We start from the raw sequence: 16,850 nt of genomic DNA, 5'->3' as shown, positions 1-16,850 counted from the left end.
CCGGACCGTGAGGGCGGCCCGGCCCACTCCGCTCAGCCGAGCTGCGCGATCAGCTCCTCGACGCCGGTCACCGGGCGTTGGCAGACGAAGCCCCGGCAGACGTACGCGGCGGGCTTCCCGTCGACGAACGGCCGCCCGGCCAGCAGCGGCACGCCGGGCTGGTCCGGGGCGCCGGCCACCACCACCGCGCCGGGCGGGGCGTGGCGCCGGGCGGCGGCCACCAGCGGGTCGCCCTCCGGGTCACCGGTCGCCACAGCGATCTCGTACGGCCCGGACAGCAGCGCCTCGCCGACGGTGGCCGCGTACCCGGTGAACCGGGCGTGCCTGTCGACGATCGGCGCGACCGTCGTCAGCGTCTTCTCGGCCGCCTCCCGGTAGCGGGTCTCGCCGGTCAGCGCCGCGTACGCCACGAGCGCCGCGACGATCGCCGACCGGCCCGACGGGGTGGCGTTGTCGGTCGGGTCGGCGGGCCGGGTGACCAGGCGCTCGGCGTCGTCGGCGGTGTCGTAGAAGGCGCCGTCCGGGCCGGCGAAGCGGGCCAGCGCCACGTCGAGCAGCTCACCGGCCAGCGTCAGCCACCGCCCCTCGCCGGTGAGCTGGTGCATCGCGCAGAACGCCTCGGCGACGCAGCCGTAGTCCTCCAGCACCCCGGCCGGCTGACCCACGACCTTGTCCCGGGAGACGCGGCGCAGCCGGCCGTCCACGAGATGCACGGTGGCCAGGTGCTCGGCGGCGTCCCGCATCGCACCGTCGGAGACGATGAGCACGCCGTCCATCAGGTTCGCGTCCTCGTCGTCGGGCGACACGAGCAGCGAGGCAACCTGCTGGAACTCCGCGATGGCGGTGATCGCGAGCCCGTTCCAGGCGGCCACCACCTTGTCGTCGCGGGCGGGCTGGGGCCGGGTGTCGCGGGCGGCCAGCAGCCGGCCCACCACGTCCTGCCAGCGGGCCCGCACCTCCGGGTCGGCGTCGTCGACGTCCCGGGCCAGCCGCAGCACGCTGGTGCCGTGCTCGAACGTGCCGTCGGCGGTGACCTCGAAGAGGTCCGCGGCGAAGCGGCCGTCGTCCTCCCCCAGCACCTCGACGAGCTGGTCGGGCGTCCAGACGTAGGTGAGCCCCTCGACGCCCTCGGTGTCCGCGTCGAGCGCGGAGGCGAAGCCCTCACCGGCGCGGTGCAGCTCGTCGGCGAGGAAGCGGGCGGTGTCGCGGGCCACCCGGCGGGCCAGCCGGTCGCCGGTGAGCCGCCAGAGCTGGGTGTAGACCCGCAGCAGCAGCGCGTTGTCGTAGAGCATCTTCTCGAAGTGCGGCACGGTCCAGTGGCCGTCCACCGAGTAGCGGGCGAAGCCACCGGCGAGCTGGTCGTTGAGGCCGCCGCGGGCCATCGCCTCGCAGGTGTGCCGGACGATCTCCAGGCTGCGCGCCGAGCCGGTGCGCTGGTGGTGCCGGAGCAGGAAGAGCAGGTTCATGTGCGGCGGGAACTTCGGTGCGCCGCCGAAACCGCCGTTCGTCTCGTCGTACTCCCCGGCGAGCCGGCTCGCGGCGGCGTCGAGCAGTTCGGCGGTGAGCGGGGCGGTGACGCCGCCGACGGCCTGCGCGCCGCCGATCGCCTCGACCACTGCGGTGCCCTGCCGCAGCACCGCCTCGCGCTGGTCGCGCCAGGCGGTGGCGACCGAGCCGAGCAGCCGGATGAAGTTGGCGCGGGGGAAGTACGTGCCGCAGAAGAACGGGGTGCCGTCCGGCGTGGCGAAGACGGTCATCGGCCAGCCGCCCTGCCCGGTCATCGCCTGGGTGGCGGTCATGTAGACCGCGTCGACGTCGGGGCGCTCCTCGCGGTCGACCTTGACGCAGACGAAGTCGTCGTTCATCAGCCGGGCAACTGCCTCGTTCTCGAACGACTCGTGGGCCATGACGTGGCACCAGTGGCAGGCCGCGTAGCCGACCGAGATCAGCACCGGCACGTCCCGCCGTTTCGCCTCGGCGAACGCCTCGTCGCACCAGGGCCACCAGTCGACCGGGTTGTCGGCGTGCTGGAGCAGGTAGGGCGACGTGGCCTCGGCGAGTCGGTTCACCACCCGACCTTAGCGAGCGCGCGGAGCCGGTGCGGCGCGAGTGCGGCGGCCGGGCCGGGGTCGTGGTCCCGGCCCGGCCGCCGTCTCACCGGGTCAGGGTGAGCGTCGAGGTGTCCCGCACGGTGAACTCGTTCCAGTACTCGAAGTCGCGGACCAGGATCTCGCTGACCGCCTGGGCGGTGCCGCGCTGGAACTTGACGTCGGCCGGGTAGGTGGTGGCCGACCACGGCACCACCTGGCCCGGAACGCACGGGATGTGGGGTGAGAAGTAGCCACGCACCATGCCCGCCTTCTTCTGTTCCTGGACGAGTTCGCCCGCGATGGAGAAGGAGTCCGCCCGGGTGCAGGTGATCGAGCCGCGGACGGTGGCGATGCCCTTGTTGTCCACCGTCGCGACCGGATCGACGGTCAGTGTGACGTCGAGCGCCGGCAGCGGCGGCGGGTTGCCGATGTGGACCTGGCCGCGCAGACCGCCGGTCGCGCCCTCGCACCGGATCTCGAAGGTGGCGTCGAAGCGCTCGACGTAGTCGAAGGGCCCCCACGCGGCGTCGATGACCGTGAACGAACCGGTGCTCTGCGCGCAGGAGCGCCCCCAACCGCCGTTGTAGAGGCGGATGCCGGCCGTGCCGCTCCCGTCCGGCTGGCCGACGTTCTGGTAGGTGTCACCCGCCTTCAGCGGCTGGCCGGCCGGGGCGCTGATCTCCAGACGCCAGGTGTTGTCGGCGTCGCTCCAGAACTCCATCCCGAAGTGCTGCTGGTCGTGGCCCCACGCGTTCATCTCGTCGCCCGGCGTCGGTGCGGCGGAGCTGTAGGAGTAGGAGTTGCCGGCGGTGATCGGATCACCCGGCTCGCCGGTGACGGCGAACGACCAGGACTCCGCCGGCCGGGCCTGCGCCGGCGCGGGCATGACCAGGCCGGCGGCGCCGGTGGTCAACGCCATGGTCGAAGCGAGCAGGATCCGTCGCCAGGAACGTCTCATCGTCGTCCTCCCCGTGTGGACGTCAGCGGGGACGCCTGTCGCGCCCGCCGTGCCAGCAGCGTAGGACCGGCCGGGCGTCCTCCGCTGCCCCGTCCACCGCGGACGGACCGGTCAGGAGGCGCCGTCGGCGCGCAGCGGGAAGACGTTGCCCCGGGCCGCGTCGCGCAGCGACGCGAGCACCGCGGCGATCTTGTCAGCCGGCATCGGCTTGAAGAAGTGGTAGCCCTGGGCGGCGGTGCAGCCCAGCTCGGCCAGCGCGGTGCGCTGCTCGGCGGTCTCGACACCCTCGGCCACCACCCGCAGGCCCAGTTCGTGGGCCAACCCGACGGTGGTCCGGACGATCGCCGCCGCCTCCGGCGAGTCGGCCATCCGGAGCACGAACGAGCGGTCCACCTTCAACTCGTCGACGGCGATGCGGGTGAGGAACGTCAGCGACGAGAACCCGGTGCCGAAGTCGTCCACGGCGAGCTGCACGCCCATGCCACGCAGCGTGGCCAGCACCTCGTCGATGACCTCCAGCTCGCTCATCACCACCGTCTCGGTGATCTCCAGGACCAGCCGGTGCGGCGGCACCTGGTGGCGGCGCAGCGCCTCCTCGATCTCGGCGGGCAGCCGCGGGTCGAGCAGGCTGCGCGCGGACAGGTTCACCGAGATCGGGACGTCCAGCCCGTCCCGCGCCCATCCGGAGGCGACCTCCAGCGCCTTGTCCAGCACGTACCGGGTGAAGCTGCCGAGCTGCTCGCTGTTCTCCACCGGCCGGATGAAGTCGGCCGGACCGAGCCAGCCCCGGCGCGGGTGCCGCCACCGGATCAGCGCCTCCACCCCGGTCGGCGCGCCGGTCGCCAGGTCCACCGCCGGCTGCAACGCCAGCACCAGCTGGTCGTCGGCGGCGAGAGCCTCCCGCATCTCCGCGAGCAGCGCCAGGTGGTCGGTGCTCGCCGCGTCGCGGGAGCTGTCGTACGCGGCGACGCTGCCGCCGCCCTCCTTCGCCTGGTACATGGCGATGTCGGCGCGCCGCAGCAGCTCCGTCAGGTCGGCCGCGCCCGCGTCGGCGACCACGACGCCCACCGCGACCTCCACGGACATCCGCACCCCGGCCACCTCGGTCGGTGCGGCGAGGCGCTCGGCGACCTCCCGGGCCTGGCGCAGCGCGTACGCCAGCGGGGCCGTCCGGTCCTCGACCAGCGGCACCGAGGTCAGCAGCAGCGCGAACTCGTCGCCGCCGAGGCGCCCGAGCAGGTCACCCGGCCGGGTCAGCGCGGCGAGCCGGTTGGAGGTGGGCCGCAGCAACTGGTCGCCCGCCGAGTGCCCGAGCGTGTCGTTGACCTCCTTGAACTGGTTCACGTCGAGCAGCAGCAGGGCCACCGGGTGGTCGTGCGCGCGCTGCCGCAGCGCCTGGTCCCCCTTGGCCAGCAGCGCCGCCCGGTTGAGCAGTCCGGTGAGCTGGTCGTGCACCGCGTCGTACGACGAGCGGGCGGTGACCAGCCGCAGCTCCCGGTGCGTGGCGGCGTCGTGCAGGGCGGCGGCCAGCGCGTCGCCGAAGGCCGCCACGCCGTCGCGTTCCCGGGCGCTCGGCGGGGCGGACCGGGCGAACCGCACCCGCAAGCGGCCGACGTCGGCGGATCCCACGGCGAGGCGGCGCACCAGTTCGTGCTCCCCCGCGTCGGCACCGGCGGACGGCTCCACCTCCCGGTCGCGTACCTGCCCGCCGCGGTCGGCCCGGTAGCGGCGCCAGCGTCCCTCGCCCCGGGCCACGTCGACCTCGACCAGTTCCGCGCCGAACAGGGTGAGCGCGCCGGTCACCGCGGCGGTCGCCACGCCGCGCTCGTCGAGCTGGTTGAGTGCGGCGGTGGCCTCGGCGAACGCCCGCCAGGTACGCCGCTCCTGGTCGGCCCGGAGCCGGTGGCGGTAGGTCTGCTGGAGCAGCCAGAGCGGCGGCGGCAGGAGCAGCAGCCAGCGCGCGTCGAGTTCGAGCAGCGCGACGACCACCAGGCCGACCGCCACGTTGCCGACGAACATGAGCAGCTTGCCGCGCAGCGCGGCGAGCAGCGGCGGACCGATCGCGATGCCGTGCCGCAGGGCGAGCGTGACGGCGCCCAGGAAGGCGGTGGTGAGCAGGTACGTGACCGCGGCGGCGGTGAGCGTGAGCGCCAGCTCCGGGGTGGGCGCGGCGAGCAGCGGCGGGCCGAGCGCGGTGGCCACCGCGGCGGCGAGCGCGGTGGCGGCGGTGAGCGAACCGGCGATCGCCACCAGTTCCAGCGCCGGACGGCGGTCGGAGACCATCGACATCACGGTCCAGGCGGCGCCCACGCCCAGCAGTGCGGCGGCCGGGAGCCAGCCCGCCGGCACCAGCCAGAGGCAGACCACGAGCGCGGCCTCGCCCCAGGTGATGCTCACCATGCCCGAGGCGGTACGGAAGCGCAGCCGGGCGAGCTGGGCCACCGCGAACGCGACGATGGCGATGCCGAAGCGTGCCGGACCGGGCAGCGGGTGGTCGGCCGGCAGGTGGGACGGGACGGTGAGGCCGAGCGCGGCGGCGAGCAGACCGGTCAGCGCGACCGCGACGGTGAGCAGGACGACGCCCACCGGTGTCCCGCGCAGGCCGATCCGGTCGGGGGAACGGTCGGCCGGCTCGGTGGTCACGGGGCCGCCCCGTCGACGGGTCGGGCCGGGGCATGGTCGGGGGCCGGTGCTGTCTTCGACATCGGCGTCCCCCTTCCGCGCAGGGTCCGGGGCCTGACGGTCCCCCCGGCGGAAGGCTAAGCCAAAGCCGGTGGTCGCAACAGGGGGCGACAACCGGCTTCGACGTGATTCACGCGGTGTTCAGCTGTTCCGGTGCTGCTGGGAGCCGTTGGGCGCATTCGTCGGTGAATCCTGCTCGACGAGCCCGTCTGTCGGATCGGCGACTGCGGAATCGGCCCGGCCGGGGGTGCCCTGCTGCGGGAAGCGGTCGGGCAGCCGGCGCAGCCGGGCGTTCATGTTGCGGATCAGCAGGACGGTGACGGTGGCCAGCGCGACGATGAGGAAGAGGCCCATCGGACCGGCCAGACCACCCGTACGGGTGTCACCGAAGTTGTTCTGCGCGAGCACCTCGACGGTGGTCAGCATGGTGTTCCTCCGATGTGCGACTGAGCACCAGGGTAGACCCCGGCCGGGTCAGTGGGCACGGCACGCCTCTCGTACGCCGGCGAACAGGTCGGACTCCGGCAGCGGGCTGTCGACCAGCGAGCGGGCGAGCTGGAAGTCCTCCGTCGGCCAGGCGCGCTTCTGCAACTCCATCGGCACCTGGAACCAGAAGCCGTCCGGGTCGATCTGGGTGGCGTGCGCGCGCAGCGCGTCGTCGCGGACCGGGAAGTAGTCGGCGCACTCGACCCGGGTGGTGATCCGGGCGCCCTTGTCGGGGCGCTCGTCCCAGCGCTTCATCCACTCGCCGTACGGCGACTCGAGCCCGGCGGCGAGCACCGCCTCGTGCAGGCTCATGATCTTGGCGCGGGAGAAACCCACGTCGTAGTACAGCTTCAGCGGCTGCCACGGCTCGCCCAGCTCGGGGTGGCGGTCCGGGTCACCGGCCGCGTCGAACGCCGCCACAGTGATCTTGTGGGTCATGATGTGGTCGGGGTGCGGGTAGCCGCCCTCCTCGTCGTACGTGGTGACGACGTGCGGGCGGAACTGCCGCATCAGGCGCACCAGCGGCGCGGCTGCGACGTCCACGTCCTGGAGGGCGAAGCAGCCCTCCGGCAGCGGCGGCAGCGGGTCGCCCTCGGGCAGCCCGGAGTCGACGAAACCGAGCCACGCCTGCTCGACGCCGAGGATGGCCCGGGCGGCGTCCATCTCGGCCCGCCGGATGTCACCGATGTTCGCCCAGACGTCGGGGCGGTCCATCTTGGGGTTGAGCACACTGCCCCGCTCGCCACCGGTGGCGGTGACGACCAGGACGTCCACCCCCTCGGCGACGTATTTCGCCATGGTGGCGGCGCCCTTGCTCGACTCGTCGTCGGGATGGGCGTGCACCGCCATGAGACGCAGCTGTTCTGCCACCTTCGGCGCTCCTCGTCTGTGCCCGCCGACCGACCCCCGGGCCGGCCGGCTGACCTGCCGGAATCTCCCCCCCGCGCCCGCGAAAGCCCCCGTGACGGCCGGTCGGGGGCCGCCACCGGAGTGGCCAGGGCCACGCCCGCCGGTCCAGGCCGACCTGCCATCCTTGACTCAGCGCCGGGCTGGGAAGATGGACCTAGCCATTCTTGCCGATGCCGCCGACAACAACGCCAGGAGATACCCGCCGGTGAGCGAGACGCACGCCACAGTCGCCGCGAAGGCACCGGTCTTCCCGCCGGGCCGCTACGGCCGCCGCCGGGAGCCGGGGCGCCGCCGGCCGGTCCTGCTCGCCCTGACGGTGACGGTCATGCTCGCCGTCCTCGGCCTGGGCGCGGCGAAGCTCTACTACCAGTACGGCGACCCGGAGTACCAGGGCGAAATGATCAGCTACACCGACATCACCGACTCCCGGGTGATCGTCGACTTCCGGGTCACCGTGCCGCCGGGCGGCTCCGCCACCTGTCTGCTGCGGGCCCGCTCCCACGACGGGGCCCAGGTGGGCAGCGCCGAGGCCACCGTGACCGCGGAGCCCGGCCAGCGCCACATCCGGACCCGGCAGGAGGTCCCCACGAGCGCCCGGCCGTTCATCGGCGAGGTCCTGCGCTGCCGGCCCGCCGGCTGAGCCGGACCGCCGGCGAGTCGCCGGCCACCGCACCCCGGTCCCGCCGCCGGCACCCGGGGTGATTGATCACACCTCGACGCGACCCGCACTGGTAGCCTTGCAAGTTCACCTGTCAGCCAGTCCGCACCAATCGAGGAGACCGCCTGTGTCCACAAATGGAAACGAGGCGCCCGCCACCTGGCTGTCCCAGGACGCCTACGACCGTCTGCAGGCCGAGCTCGACGAGCTGATCGCCAACCGACCGGTCATCGCCGCCGAGATCAACGCCCGGCGCGAGGAGGGCGACCTGCGGGAGAACGGCGGCTACCACGCCGCCCGCGAGGAGCAGGGCAAGGCCGAGGGCCGCATTCTCTACCTCAAGGAGCTGCTGCGCACCGCCAAGGTCGGCGAGGCGCCGGACACCGACGCGGTGTCGCCGGGCATGGTCGTGAAGATCTACTTCGACGACGACGCCGACGACAGCGAGACCTTCCTGCTCGGCTCCCGGGAGATCGCCTCCACCACCGACCTCACGGTCTACAGCCCCGAGTCCGCGCTCGGCAAGGCCATCCTCGGCGGCAAGGCAGGGCAGACCTGCACCTACACGGCGCCCAGCGGCGCCGATATCAAGGTGACCATCGTCTCCTTCGAGCCGTACAGCGGCTGACCCCTCCGGACCCGCGCCGGACGGCTCGGGTCCCGAACCCGACCGAGGCTGACAGGCCCTCCTCGGACCCGAGCCGCACACCCGAACGCCCCGACCGGATCATCCGGCCGGGGCGTTCGCGTTCCGCCGAGCGCTCAGCCCTCGCCGGTGAAGACCACCTGGTAGCCGCTGGCCCGCAGCGCGCTGATCAGCGTGTCCGAGTGCTCCACCCCGCGGGTCTCCACGGACAGGGCCACCTCCACCTCGCCGAGGCGCAGGTGCGGGTTGGCGCGCTGGTGCACCACGTCCACCACGTTGGCCCGGTGCTCGGCGATCTCGCTCAGCAGGGAGGCGAGCTGGCCGGGCCGGTCCGTGCAGCGCACGGTGATTCGCAGGAACCGGCCCGCCGCCGCCAGGCCGTGCTCGATCACCCGGAGCATGAGCAGCGGATCGATGTTGCCGCCGGAGAGCACCGCGACGACCGGCGCGGTCACCTCCACCGCGCCGGCCAGCAGCGCCGCCACGCCGACCGCGCCGGCCGGCTCGACCACCTGCTTGCCTCGTTCCAGCAGCATCAGCAACGCCCGGGAGATGTCCTCCTCGGAGACCGTGACGACGTCGTCGACGAGCTTGCGGACATGGGTGAAGGTCAGCTCGCCCGGACGGCCGACCGCGATCCCGTCGGCGATCGTCGCGAACGAGGGCAGCCGCAGCGGCTCGCCGGCCCGCAGCGAGGGCGGGAAGGCGGCGGCGCTCGCCGCCTGGACCCCGATCACGCGTACGTCGGGACGCAGCGCCTTGGCCGCCACCGCCATGCCCGAGACCAGGCCGCCGCCGCCCACCCCGGTCACGATGGTGCGCACGTCCGGGCACTGTTCGAGGATCTCCAGCGCCACGGTGCCCTGCCCGGCGATCACGTCCGGGTGGTCGAACGGGTGGATGAACACCGCTCCGGTCCGCTCGGCGAAGGTCTGCGCCGCGACGAGCGACTCGTCCACCGTGTTTCCGACCAGCTCGATCTGCGCGCCGTACCCCTTGGTCGCGGCGACCTTCGGCAGCGGCGCGTTCACCGGCATGAAGACGGTGGCGTGCGCGCCGACCAGCCCGGCGGCGAGCGCCACCCCCTGGGCGTGGTTGCCGGCGCTCGCCGCGACCACGCCGCGGGCCCGCTCCTCGGCCGAGAGCCGGGAGATCCGCACGTACGCACCGCGCACCTTGTACGACCCGGCGCGCTGGAGGTTCTCGCACTTGAGCCAGACCGGCCCGCCGAGCGCGGCGCTGAGCGGCCGCGACGGCTCCAGCGGGGTGGTACGGGTGACACCGGCGAGCAGTTCCCGCGCGGCCTGTACGTCGGCGAGACCGACCAGTTCCGTCATGCCCCGATCGTGCCACCCGGGGTGGGCGGAACCTGCGGCGACGTCGGCGCAACCGGCATCGGCGCGGCGGGCGCGGGCCAGCCCGGTCGGCCGGGCCAGACCGGCTGCCCGGGCCACACGGGCACGGCCCGGGAGAGCCGGTCCTGCTGGGCGGCGGAGATCCGGCGGACCAGCACGACGAACGCGATCCCGGCGACCAGGCAGGCCACCGCCGGCACCAGCCGCGGCGCGAGCGCGTCCTCGTAGAAGCGCACGTACGTGGCGAACTCCGCGTCGTTGCGGGGCAGCTCGGTCAGCCGGTCGTAGCGCTGCTGCTCGGCCCGCGCGACGAACCGGTCGCCGATCAGGAACACCAGCCAGCTCGCCCACCACACCCCGACCAGCCACGACTGGCGGCGCTGCCACACGCTGTTGCGGAGCAGGTCGGCGAGCACCCGGGCCGGTACGACGAGGTTGGCCAGCGGCACCAGCCACCCCGCGATCGCCCACGCCGGGCTCAGGTTCGGCACCGCGCCCGGGAACGCGTCCAGGTTCTTGCGGGCCCGCCAGGTCCAGATCACCACGAGCGTCCCCGCAGTCAGGAGCGCGAGCAGGTAGGGCAGCGAGAACAGCACCTCGGCCAGCACCGCGCCGAGCAGCACGTCCCGGTCGAGCTGCTCGGCGGCCGAGCGGGCCATCCGCACACCCACGAGCGGGAACAGGGCGGTGAGCAGATAGCACAGGGTGGCGGCACCGACCGCGGACGCGCCGGCCACGGCCAGGCCGCGCACCCCGTACGTGGGCACGCCGGGGCTCACCGCGGGCTGACCGACTCGGGTGCCGCAGCGCCGGCACTCCTCATAGGCCGGGGACGTGGCGTCGCCGCAGGTCTGGCAGTGCATCGGGGACCGTCCGAGGTGGTGAGCGCGACAGGGGTGCGCACACGCTAGACGATCACCCGGCGGCCGGCGACCCCGTTCCGACGCGGGGATAGCCGGGGGCGTGCCGGGCCCACGGCGCCTGCAACTCGAACTGGCCGGCCACTCCGAGCAGCAGCAGTTCGGAGCCGGGCGGGCCGACGAACTGCACGCCCACCGGCAGGCCGTCCGGGCGGCGGCCGACCGGCACCACGATCGACGGCAGCCCGGCGATGTTCCACGGCGCCGCGTACGGGGCGTACCTGATGTTGGTCGACATGTTCGCCAGCCAGGAGCGGCCGGACCACCCGGCGGCCTCCGGCGGCGGCCCGGCCAGCGCCGGGGTGAGCAGCAGGTCGATCGAGTTGTCCGCGAAGAAGTGCACGGACCGTTCGCGCCAGGCGGCCCGGTCGGCCTCCCGCACGTACCCCCGGCGCTGCGCCCACTCGCCGAGCCTGACGTGCCGGCGGCTGCGCCGCTGGAGTTGACGCGGCGCCACTCCGGCGGCGCGCACGTCGGCGGCGGCCGCCGCGAACCAGGTGGCGATGCCCTGGAGGCCGAGCCGGGTCGGGTAGACCGGGTCGGCGGGCACGGTGTCGTGACCGGCGGCGGCCAGCAGCCGGCCGGCGGCGGCGACCGCGTCCCGGTTCGGCGCATCCGGCGAGACGCCGCGTACCGGCGAGCGCAGCGAGACGCCAACCCGCAGCCGCTCCGGCGGGACCAGCTTGTCCGGCCGGCGGCCGGCCAGCACCGAGAAGCCGACCACCGCGTCGGCGACGGTGCTGGTCAGCATGCCGTGCTCGGTGAGGCCGAACCAGTCGTCCGCGCCGAGCTGGCAGGGCACCACGCCCCGGCCGGGCTTGAGCCCGACCAGGCCGCAGCAGGCCGCCGGGATGCGGATCGACCCGAGACCGTCGTTGCCGTGGGCCATCGGCACCAGCCCGGCGGCCACCGCGGCGGCCGCGCCGCCGGACGAGCCGCCGGGGGTACGAGCCGGATCCCACGGGTTGCGGGTCACAGCGGTGTCGTCGTCGGTGAGGGCCCACAGGCCCAGCTCCGGCATCCGGGTGACGCCGAGGATGACAGCGCCCGCGCCGCGCAGCCGCCGGACCACCTCGTGGTCGGCCTCCGCCACCTCGGTACGCATCGCGGCCGACCCGTTCCAGGTGGGCAGGCCGGCCACCGGCGTGTTCTCCTTGACCGCCACCGGCACCCCGGCGAGCGGCAGGTTCGCCAGTTCCTCCTGCTCGTCGACCTTCTCCGCCTCGGTGATCGCCTCGCCGCCGCGTACCGTGCGGAACGCGCCCAGCTCGGCGTCGACCCGGGCGACGTGGTCCAGGTGGTCGGCGACGACCTGGGTGGCGGAGACGTCGCCACGGCGTACCGCCCGGGCGATCTGTTTCGCGGTCGTCCCGACCCAGGTCGTCGGCAAGATGTCCGGCACTGCCACCCTCCCCAACCAGCGGTCAGCCCAGGGCCTGCTCCAGATCGGCGAGCAGGTCGTCGACCGTCTCGATGCCGACAGACAGTCGCACGAGATCGCCGGGAACTTCAAGCGGCGAGCCCGCAGCGCTTGCGTGTGTCATCCGGCCCGGGTGCTCGATCAGGGACTCGACGCCGCCCAGCGACTCGGCGAGCACGAACAACCGGGCCCGGTTGCAGATCTGGACGGCGTGCTCCTCGCCGCCCGCCGCGCGGAACGAGATCATGCCGCCGAACCGGCGCATCTGCTTGGCGGCCACCTCGTGGCCGGGGTGCGAGGGCAGGCCCGGGTAGACGACCTGGGCGACCTTGGCGTGTCCGTCCAGGTAGGCCGCGATCCGCTCGGCGTTGTCGCAGTGCCGGTCCATCCGTACCCCGAGGGTCTTGATGCCGCGCAGGGTGAGCCAGGCGTCGAACGGCCCGTTGACCGCGCCCATCGCGTTCTGGTGGTAGCGCAGCTCCTCGCCGAGCGTGCGGTCCGCCGCGACGAGCGCGCCGCCGACCACGTCGGAGTGTCCGCCGACGTACTTGGTGGTGGAGTGCACCACCACGTCCGCGCCGAACGCGATCGGCTGCTGAAGGTACGGCGAGGCGAACGTGTTGTCGACCACCAGCAACGCGCCGGCGTCGTGCGCCACCGCGGCGAGCGCGGCGATGTCGGCGATGCCGAGCAGCGGGTTGGTCGGCGTCTCCACCCAGACGATCCTGGTGGTGCCCGGGCGGATCGCGGCACGCACGGCGTCCGGGTCGGAGACCTTCGCCGGGGTGTACGACAGGCCCCAGCGCTCGGCCACCTTGGCGAACAGCCGGTACGTGCCGCCGTACGCGTCGTCCGGGATCACCACGTGGTCGCCCGGCTTGCAGACGGTCCGCAGCAGCGTGTCCTCGGCGGCCAGGCCGCTGGCGAAGGCGAGCGCCACCGGGCCGCCCTCCAGCGCGGCGAGGCACTCCTGGAGCGCGTCGCGGGTGGGGTTACCGGAGCGGCTGTACTCGTAGCCCTCGCGGGGCGCGCCGACGGCGTCCTGGGCGTACGTGCTGGTCTGGTAGATCGGCGGGATCACCGCACCGGTGCGGGCCTCCGGGTCCTGACCGGCGTGGATGGCGAGTGTCTCGAAGCCGTGGCTCATGCCGCAGACGTTAGCCCCCCGCCCGCTCCCGCTCTCGTCAACCCGGCGCGAGTCACAACCGCGAAGGTGTCGGGGTGGTCGGCCATACTGGTCCGGTGAGTACGACCGAGGCGCTGCTCCGCCAGGACTGGCCTCGTATTCGACAGTTGACCGCGCGCCGGGTGATCCAGCTGTGGGAGCGGCGACCGCCCGACCTCGCCCCACTGCCGGCTTCTCGTCGATCATGAGGTTGACGGCGGTCACGGTCCGATTTGTCGCCGCCAACCTCATGATCACACTCGCCCGGAGGTGGGTCGACCGGGTGGGGCCTAGGGTGAGCTCGTGAGCGGGTGTGTGTTCTGCGGGATCGTGGCGGGCGCGGTACCGGCGTTCCGGGTGACCGACGAGCCGGACGGGGTCGCGTTCCTCGACACCCGGCCGGTGTTCAAGGGCCACGTGCTCGTGGTGCCCCGCACCCACCTGGTCACCCTGTCCGACCTGCCGGCCGACGCGCTGCCCGGCTACTTCCGGCTGGTGCAGCGGATCGCCGTGGCGGTGGAGACCGGTCTGGGCTCCGGTGGGACGTTCGTGGCGATGAACAACCGGGTGTCCCAGTCCGTACCGCACCTGCACACCCACGTGGTGCCCCGGACCAAGGGCGACGGGCTGCGCGGCTTCTTCTGGCCGCGCACCCGGTACGCCGACGACGCCGAGGCGACGGAGTTCGCCGGGCGGATCTCGGCGGCGCTGGCCTGACGCCGACGTGGGCGGGTAAGGAACCCGGGGCCGACGATGTTGCACACGCTGGGAAAGCCAAGAGAGGAGTCCCACCGTGTTCCTCCGCCGCATGAAGGCCGAAATGATCTCTCCTGACCAGGCCCTGCCGGGCCGCCCGATCGCGATGCCGATCGCCGACCGGCACGAGGTGCTGCCGTCCTCGCTGAAGGGTCCGTTCCCCGAGGGCGCGCAGGTCGCCGTCTTCGGCATGGGCTGCTTCTGGGGCGCCGAGCGGCTGTTCTGGACCCTCCCCGGCGTGATCACCACGTCGGCCGGTTACGCGGGCGGGTACACCACCAACCCGACGTACGAGGAGGTCTGCTCGGGCATGACCGGGCACGCCGAGGTGGTCCAGGTGGTCTACGACCCGTCGAAGATCGCCTACGAGGACCTGCTCAAGGTCTTCTGGGAGAACCACGACCCGACCCAGGGCATGCGCCAGGGCAACGACGTGGGCACCCAGTACCGCTCGGCCGTCTACACCACCACCGACGAGCAGCTGGCCGCGGCCAAGGCGTCGCGGGACGCGTTCGCGCCGATCGTGGCCCGGGCCGGCAAGGGTGAGATCACCACCGAGATCGCCCCGCTCGGTGACTACTACTTCGCCGAGGACTACCACCAGCAGTACCTGGCGCCGACGAAGAATCCGAACGGCTACTGCAACCACGGTCCGAACGGGCTGAGCTGCCCGGTCGGAGTGGCCCGCACCTCGGGCTAGCCCCACCGCGCGCCGGCGGCACCCACGCTCGCGCGATCTTGCAGTTCGGTGCCCCCCGAGGCTCGCAGAAGGGGCAACCCAGGGGCCCGAACTGCAAGATCGGCGACGAACCGTGGGCCAGCCGCCGGCGCCCGTCTCTGCGGCGTTCCTCACAGCCTCGCCGGAGCCGATTTCCGACATCGGGGGGAGCGAGGCAGGAACCGAAGGCGTGACAGGCAACCACCCTGCGTGACGGCGCATCGTAGCAAGCTGTCACACGTTCGTCATCGTCTCAACAGGCGAACTGCAACAAGCTCTGGCAGCATTGGCTCGTATGTGCGGACTTGCGGGAGAGTTCCGCCGTGACGGTTCACGCGCCGACGTCTCGGCCGTGGAGCGGATGGCGGCCACGATGAGTGACCGAGGGCCCGACGACAGCGGCGTCTGGTCGCAGGGCCCGACCGCGCTGGGACACCGGCGCCTGAAGATCATCGACCTGTCCGCGGCGAGCGGCCAACCCATCGTGGACGCCGCCGCCGGGCTCACCGGTGTCTTCAACGGCTGCATCTACAACTATCGAGAGCTGCGCGCCGAGCTGCAGGCCAAGGGCCACCGGTTCTTCTCGTCCGGCGACAGCGAGGTCGTGGTCAAGGCGTACGCCGAGTGGGGTCTCGACTTCGTCGACCACCTGATCGGCATGTTCGCGGTGGCGATCAGCGAGCGCGACACCGGCCGCCTGGTGCTGGCCCGGGACCGCCTCGGCATCAAGCCGCTCTACCTGGCCGAGAGCCCCGGCGTGGTGCGGTTCGCCTCGACCCTGCCGGCGCTGCTCGCCGGTGGCGGCATCGACACCACCATCGACCGGGTGGCGCTCGCCCACTACCTGAGCTTCCACAGCATCGTGCCGCCGCCGCGCACGATCCTGGCCGGCGTCACCAAGCTGCCGCCTGCCACGGTCCGGGTGTACGAGGCGGACGGCTCCACCCACGAGCGGGTGTACTGGGATCCGGCGTTCAGCCGCGCCGCCGAGCGGGCCGGCTGGTCCGAACGGGACTGGCAGGACGCGCTGCTCGACTCGCTGACCACAGCCGTACGCCGCCGCATGGTGGCCGACGTGCCGGTGGGCGTGCTGCTCTCCGGCGGCCTCGACTCCAGCCTGGTCGTCGCGCTGCTCGCCGGCGAGGGGCAGGCCCGGTCCGGCCTGGCCACGTTCTCCATCGGCTTCGACGCGGTCGGCGGCCGGGAGGGCGACGAGTTCGTCTACTCCGACCTGGTCGCGAAGACGTTCGGCACCGACCACCACCAGATCCGGGTGCCCACCGGTGACCTGCTGCCGCCGCTGGAATCCGCCGTCGCGGCCATGAGCGAACCCATGGTCAGCCACGACTGCGTCGCGTTCTGGCTGCTCAGCCAGGAGGTCGCGCGGCACGTCAAGGTGGTGCAGTCGGGCCAGGGCGCGGACGAGATCCTCGGTGGCTACCACTGGTACCCGCCGCTCGCCGGGGTGGACCGGGAGCAGGCGCTCGAGACGTACGCGAAGGCGTTCTTCGACCGCGACGCGGCCGGACTGGCCCGGGTGCTCAACCCGGCGTGGCTGGCCGACGGCGACCCGGCGCGGGAGTTCGTGGCCGCGCACCTGGGCCGCGCGGGGGCGCAGACCGCCGTCGACGCGGGCCTGCGGATCGACACCCAGGTCATGCTGACCGACGACCCGGTGAAGCGGGTCGACAACATGACCATGGCGCACGGGCTGGAGGCCCGGGTGCCGTTCCTCGACCACGAGTTCGTCGAGCTGGCCGCGAGCTGCCCGCCGGAGCTGAAGCTGGCCCAGGGCGGCAAGGGCGTACTCAAGGAGATCGGGCGCCGGGTCCTGCCGCACGAGGTCATCGACCGACCCAAGGGCTACTTCCCGGTGCCCGGACTCACCCACCTGGAGGGCAAGCTCCTCGACCGGGTACGCGACGCGCTGACCGCGCCCGAGGCGCGCCGTCGCGACCTGTTCCGCGCCGACTACGTCGACGCGCTGCTCGCCGACCCGAACGCCGAACTGACCCCGTTGAACGGAAACAAGCTGTGGCAACTGGGACTCCTGGAAATGTGGCTCCAGAGCCACGGAATCGACTGAC

General features: G+C 73.1%; 14 protein-coding genes. 5 read left to right on the top strand and 9 right to left on the bottom strand.

Going from position 1 to position 16,850, the window contains the following annotated elements; genetic code table 11:
- Positions 1 to 32: 32 nt before the first annotated feature.
- From MICAU_RS04675 to mca, 5 genes are all read right to left on the bottom strand, one after another.
- Positions 33 to 2,069 (bottom strand): thioredoxin domain-containing protein, encoded by a 2,037-nt coding sequence (locus MICAU_RS04675; protein ID WP_013284139.1) that lies wholly within the window; start codon positions 2,067 to 2,069, stop codon positions 33 to 35.
- A gap of 85 nt (positions 2,070 to 2,154) precedes the next feature.
- Entirely contained in the window at positions 2,155 to 3,048 is an 894-nt protein-coding gene (locus MICAU_RS04670; protein WP_013284138.1) for a hypothetical protein, read from the bottom strand.
- Between the two features lie 111 nt (positions 3,049 to 3,159).
- Positions 3,160 to 5,655 (bottom strand): putative bifunctional diguanylate cyclase/phosphodiesterase, encoded by a 2,496-nt coding sequence (locus MICAU_RS04665; RefSeq protein ID WP_174361764.1) that lies wholly within the window; start codon positions 5,653 to 5,655, stop codon positions 3,160 to 3,162.
- Positions 5,656 to 5,871: 216 nt separating this feature from the next.
- Positions 5,872 to 6,156, bottom strand: a complete 285-nt coding sequence (locus MICAU_RS04660; RefSeq protein ID WP_013284136.1) for a hypothetical protein — start codon at positions 6,154 to 6,156, stop codon at positions 5,872 to 5,874.
- Positions 6,157 to 6,204: 48 nt separating this feature from the next.
- Entirely contained in the window at positions 6,205 to 7,086 is an 882-nt protein-coding gene (gene mca, locus MICAU_RS04655; RefSeq protein WP_013284135.1) for a mycothiol conjugate amidase Mca, read from the bottom strand.
- A gap of 244 nt (positions 7,087 to 7,330) precedes the next feature.
- Here mca and MICAU_RS04650 point away from each other — a divergent pair, with 244 nt between their 5' ends.
- Entirely contained in the window at positions 7,331 to 7,765 is a 435-nt protein-coding gene (locus MICAU_RS04650; RefSeq protein ID WP_013284134.1) for a DUF4307 domain-containing protein, read from the top strand.
- Between the two features lie 145 nt (positions 7,766 to 7,910).
- Complete coding sequence (gene greA / locus MICAU_RS04645) at positions 7,911 to 8,411, top strand: transcription elongation factor GreA (protein ID WP_013284133.1); 501 nt, start codon at positions 7,911 to 7,913, stop codon at positions 8,409 to 8,411.
- A 134-nt stretch (positions 8,412 to 8,545) separates the two neighbouring features.
- Here the strand turns inward: greA and ilvA are convergent, their stop codons facing one another.
- The 4 genes from ilvA to MICAU_RS04625 form a co-directional block, all read right to left on the bottom strand.
- The gene (gene ilvA / locus MICAU_RS04640; protein WP_013284132.1) at positions 8,546 to 9,766 is read right to left on the bottom strand and encodes a threonine ammonia-lyase; all 1,221 of its coding nucleotides are present in this window, start codon (positions 9,764 to 9,766) and stop codon (positions 8,546 to 8,548) included.
- Entirely contained in the window at positions 9,763 to 10,551 is a 789-nt protein-coding gene (locus tag MICAU_RS04635) for a DUF4328 domain-containing protein (RefSeq protein WP_244879721.1), read from the bottom strand. The genes ilvA and MICAU_RS04635 overlap by 4 nt, the downstream gene beginning before the upstream one ends.
- 148 nt (positions 10,552 to 10,699) lie before the next feature.
- Complete coding sequence (locus MICAU_RS04630) at positions 10,700 to 12,112, bottom strand: amidase (protein WP_030271225.1); 1,413 nt, start codon at positions 12,110 to 12,112, stop codon at positions 10,700 to 10,702.
- A 16-nt stretch (positions 12,113 to 12,128) separates the two neighbouring features.
- Positions 12,129 to 13,271: a cystathionine gamma-synthase gene (locus tag MICAU_RS04625; RefSeq protein WP_013284129.1), complete on the bottom strand. Its 1,143-nt coding sequence runs from the start codon at positions 13,269 to 13,271 to the stop codon at positions 12,129 to 12,131.
- A gap of 321 nt (positions 13,272 to 13,592) precedes the next feature.
- Here MICAU_RS04625 and MICAU_RS04620 point away from each other — a divergent pair, with 321 nt between their 5' ends.
- The 3 genes from MICAU_RS04620 to MICAU_RS04610 all read left to right on the top strand — a co-directional run bounded on the left by MICAU_RS04620 (position 13,593) and on the right by MICAU_RS04610 (position 16,849).
- Positions 13,593 to 14,006, top strand: a complete 414-nt coding sequence (locus MICAU_RS04620) for an HIT family protein (protein ID WP_013284128.1) — start codon at positions 13,593 to 13,595, stop codon at positions 14,004 to 14,006.
- A 76-nt stretch (positions 14,007 to 14,082) separates the two neighbouring features.
- Entirely contained in the window at positions 14,083 to 14,745 is a 663-nt protein-coding gene (gene msrA, locus MICAU_RS04615) for a peptide-methionine (S)-S-oxide reductase MsrA (RefSeq protein WP_013284127.1), read from the top strand.
- Between the two features lie 313 nt (positions 14,746 to 15,058).
- Positions 15,059 to 16,849 (top strand): N-acetylglutaminylglutamine amidotransferase, encoded by a 1,791-nt coding sequence (locus MICAU_RS04610; protein ID WP_013284126.1) that lies wholly within the window; start codon positions 15,059 to 15,061, stop codon positions 16,847 to 16,849.
- Position 16,850 lies beyond the last annotated feature (1 nt).

This window comes from Micromonospora aurantiaca ATCC 27029 (genome assembly GCF_000145235.1).
In the GTDB taxonomy this organism is placed as follows: Bacteria; Actinomycetota; Actinomycetes; order Mycobacteriales; family Micromonosporaceae; genus Micromonospora; species Micromonospora aurantiaca.
Note: the sequence above shows the minus strand (reverse complement) of the source record. Positions and strands in the feature narration are given on the sequence as shown.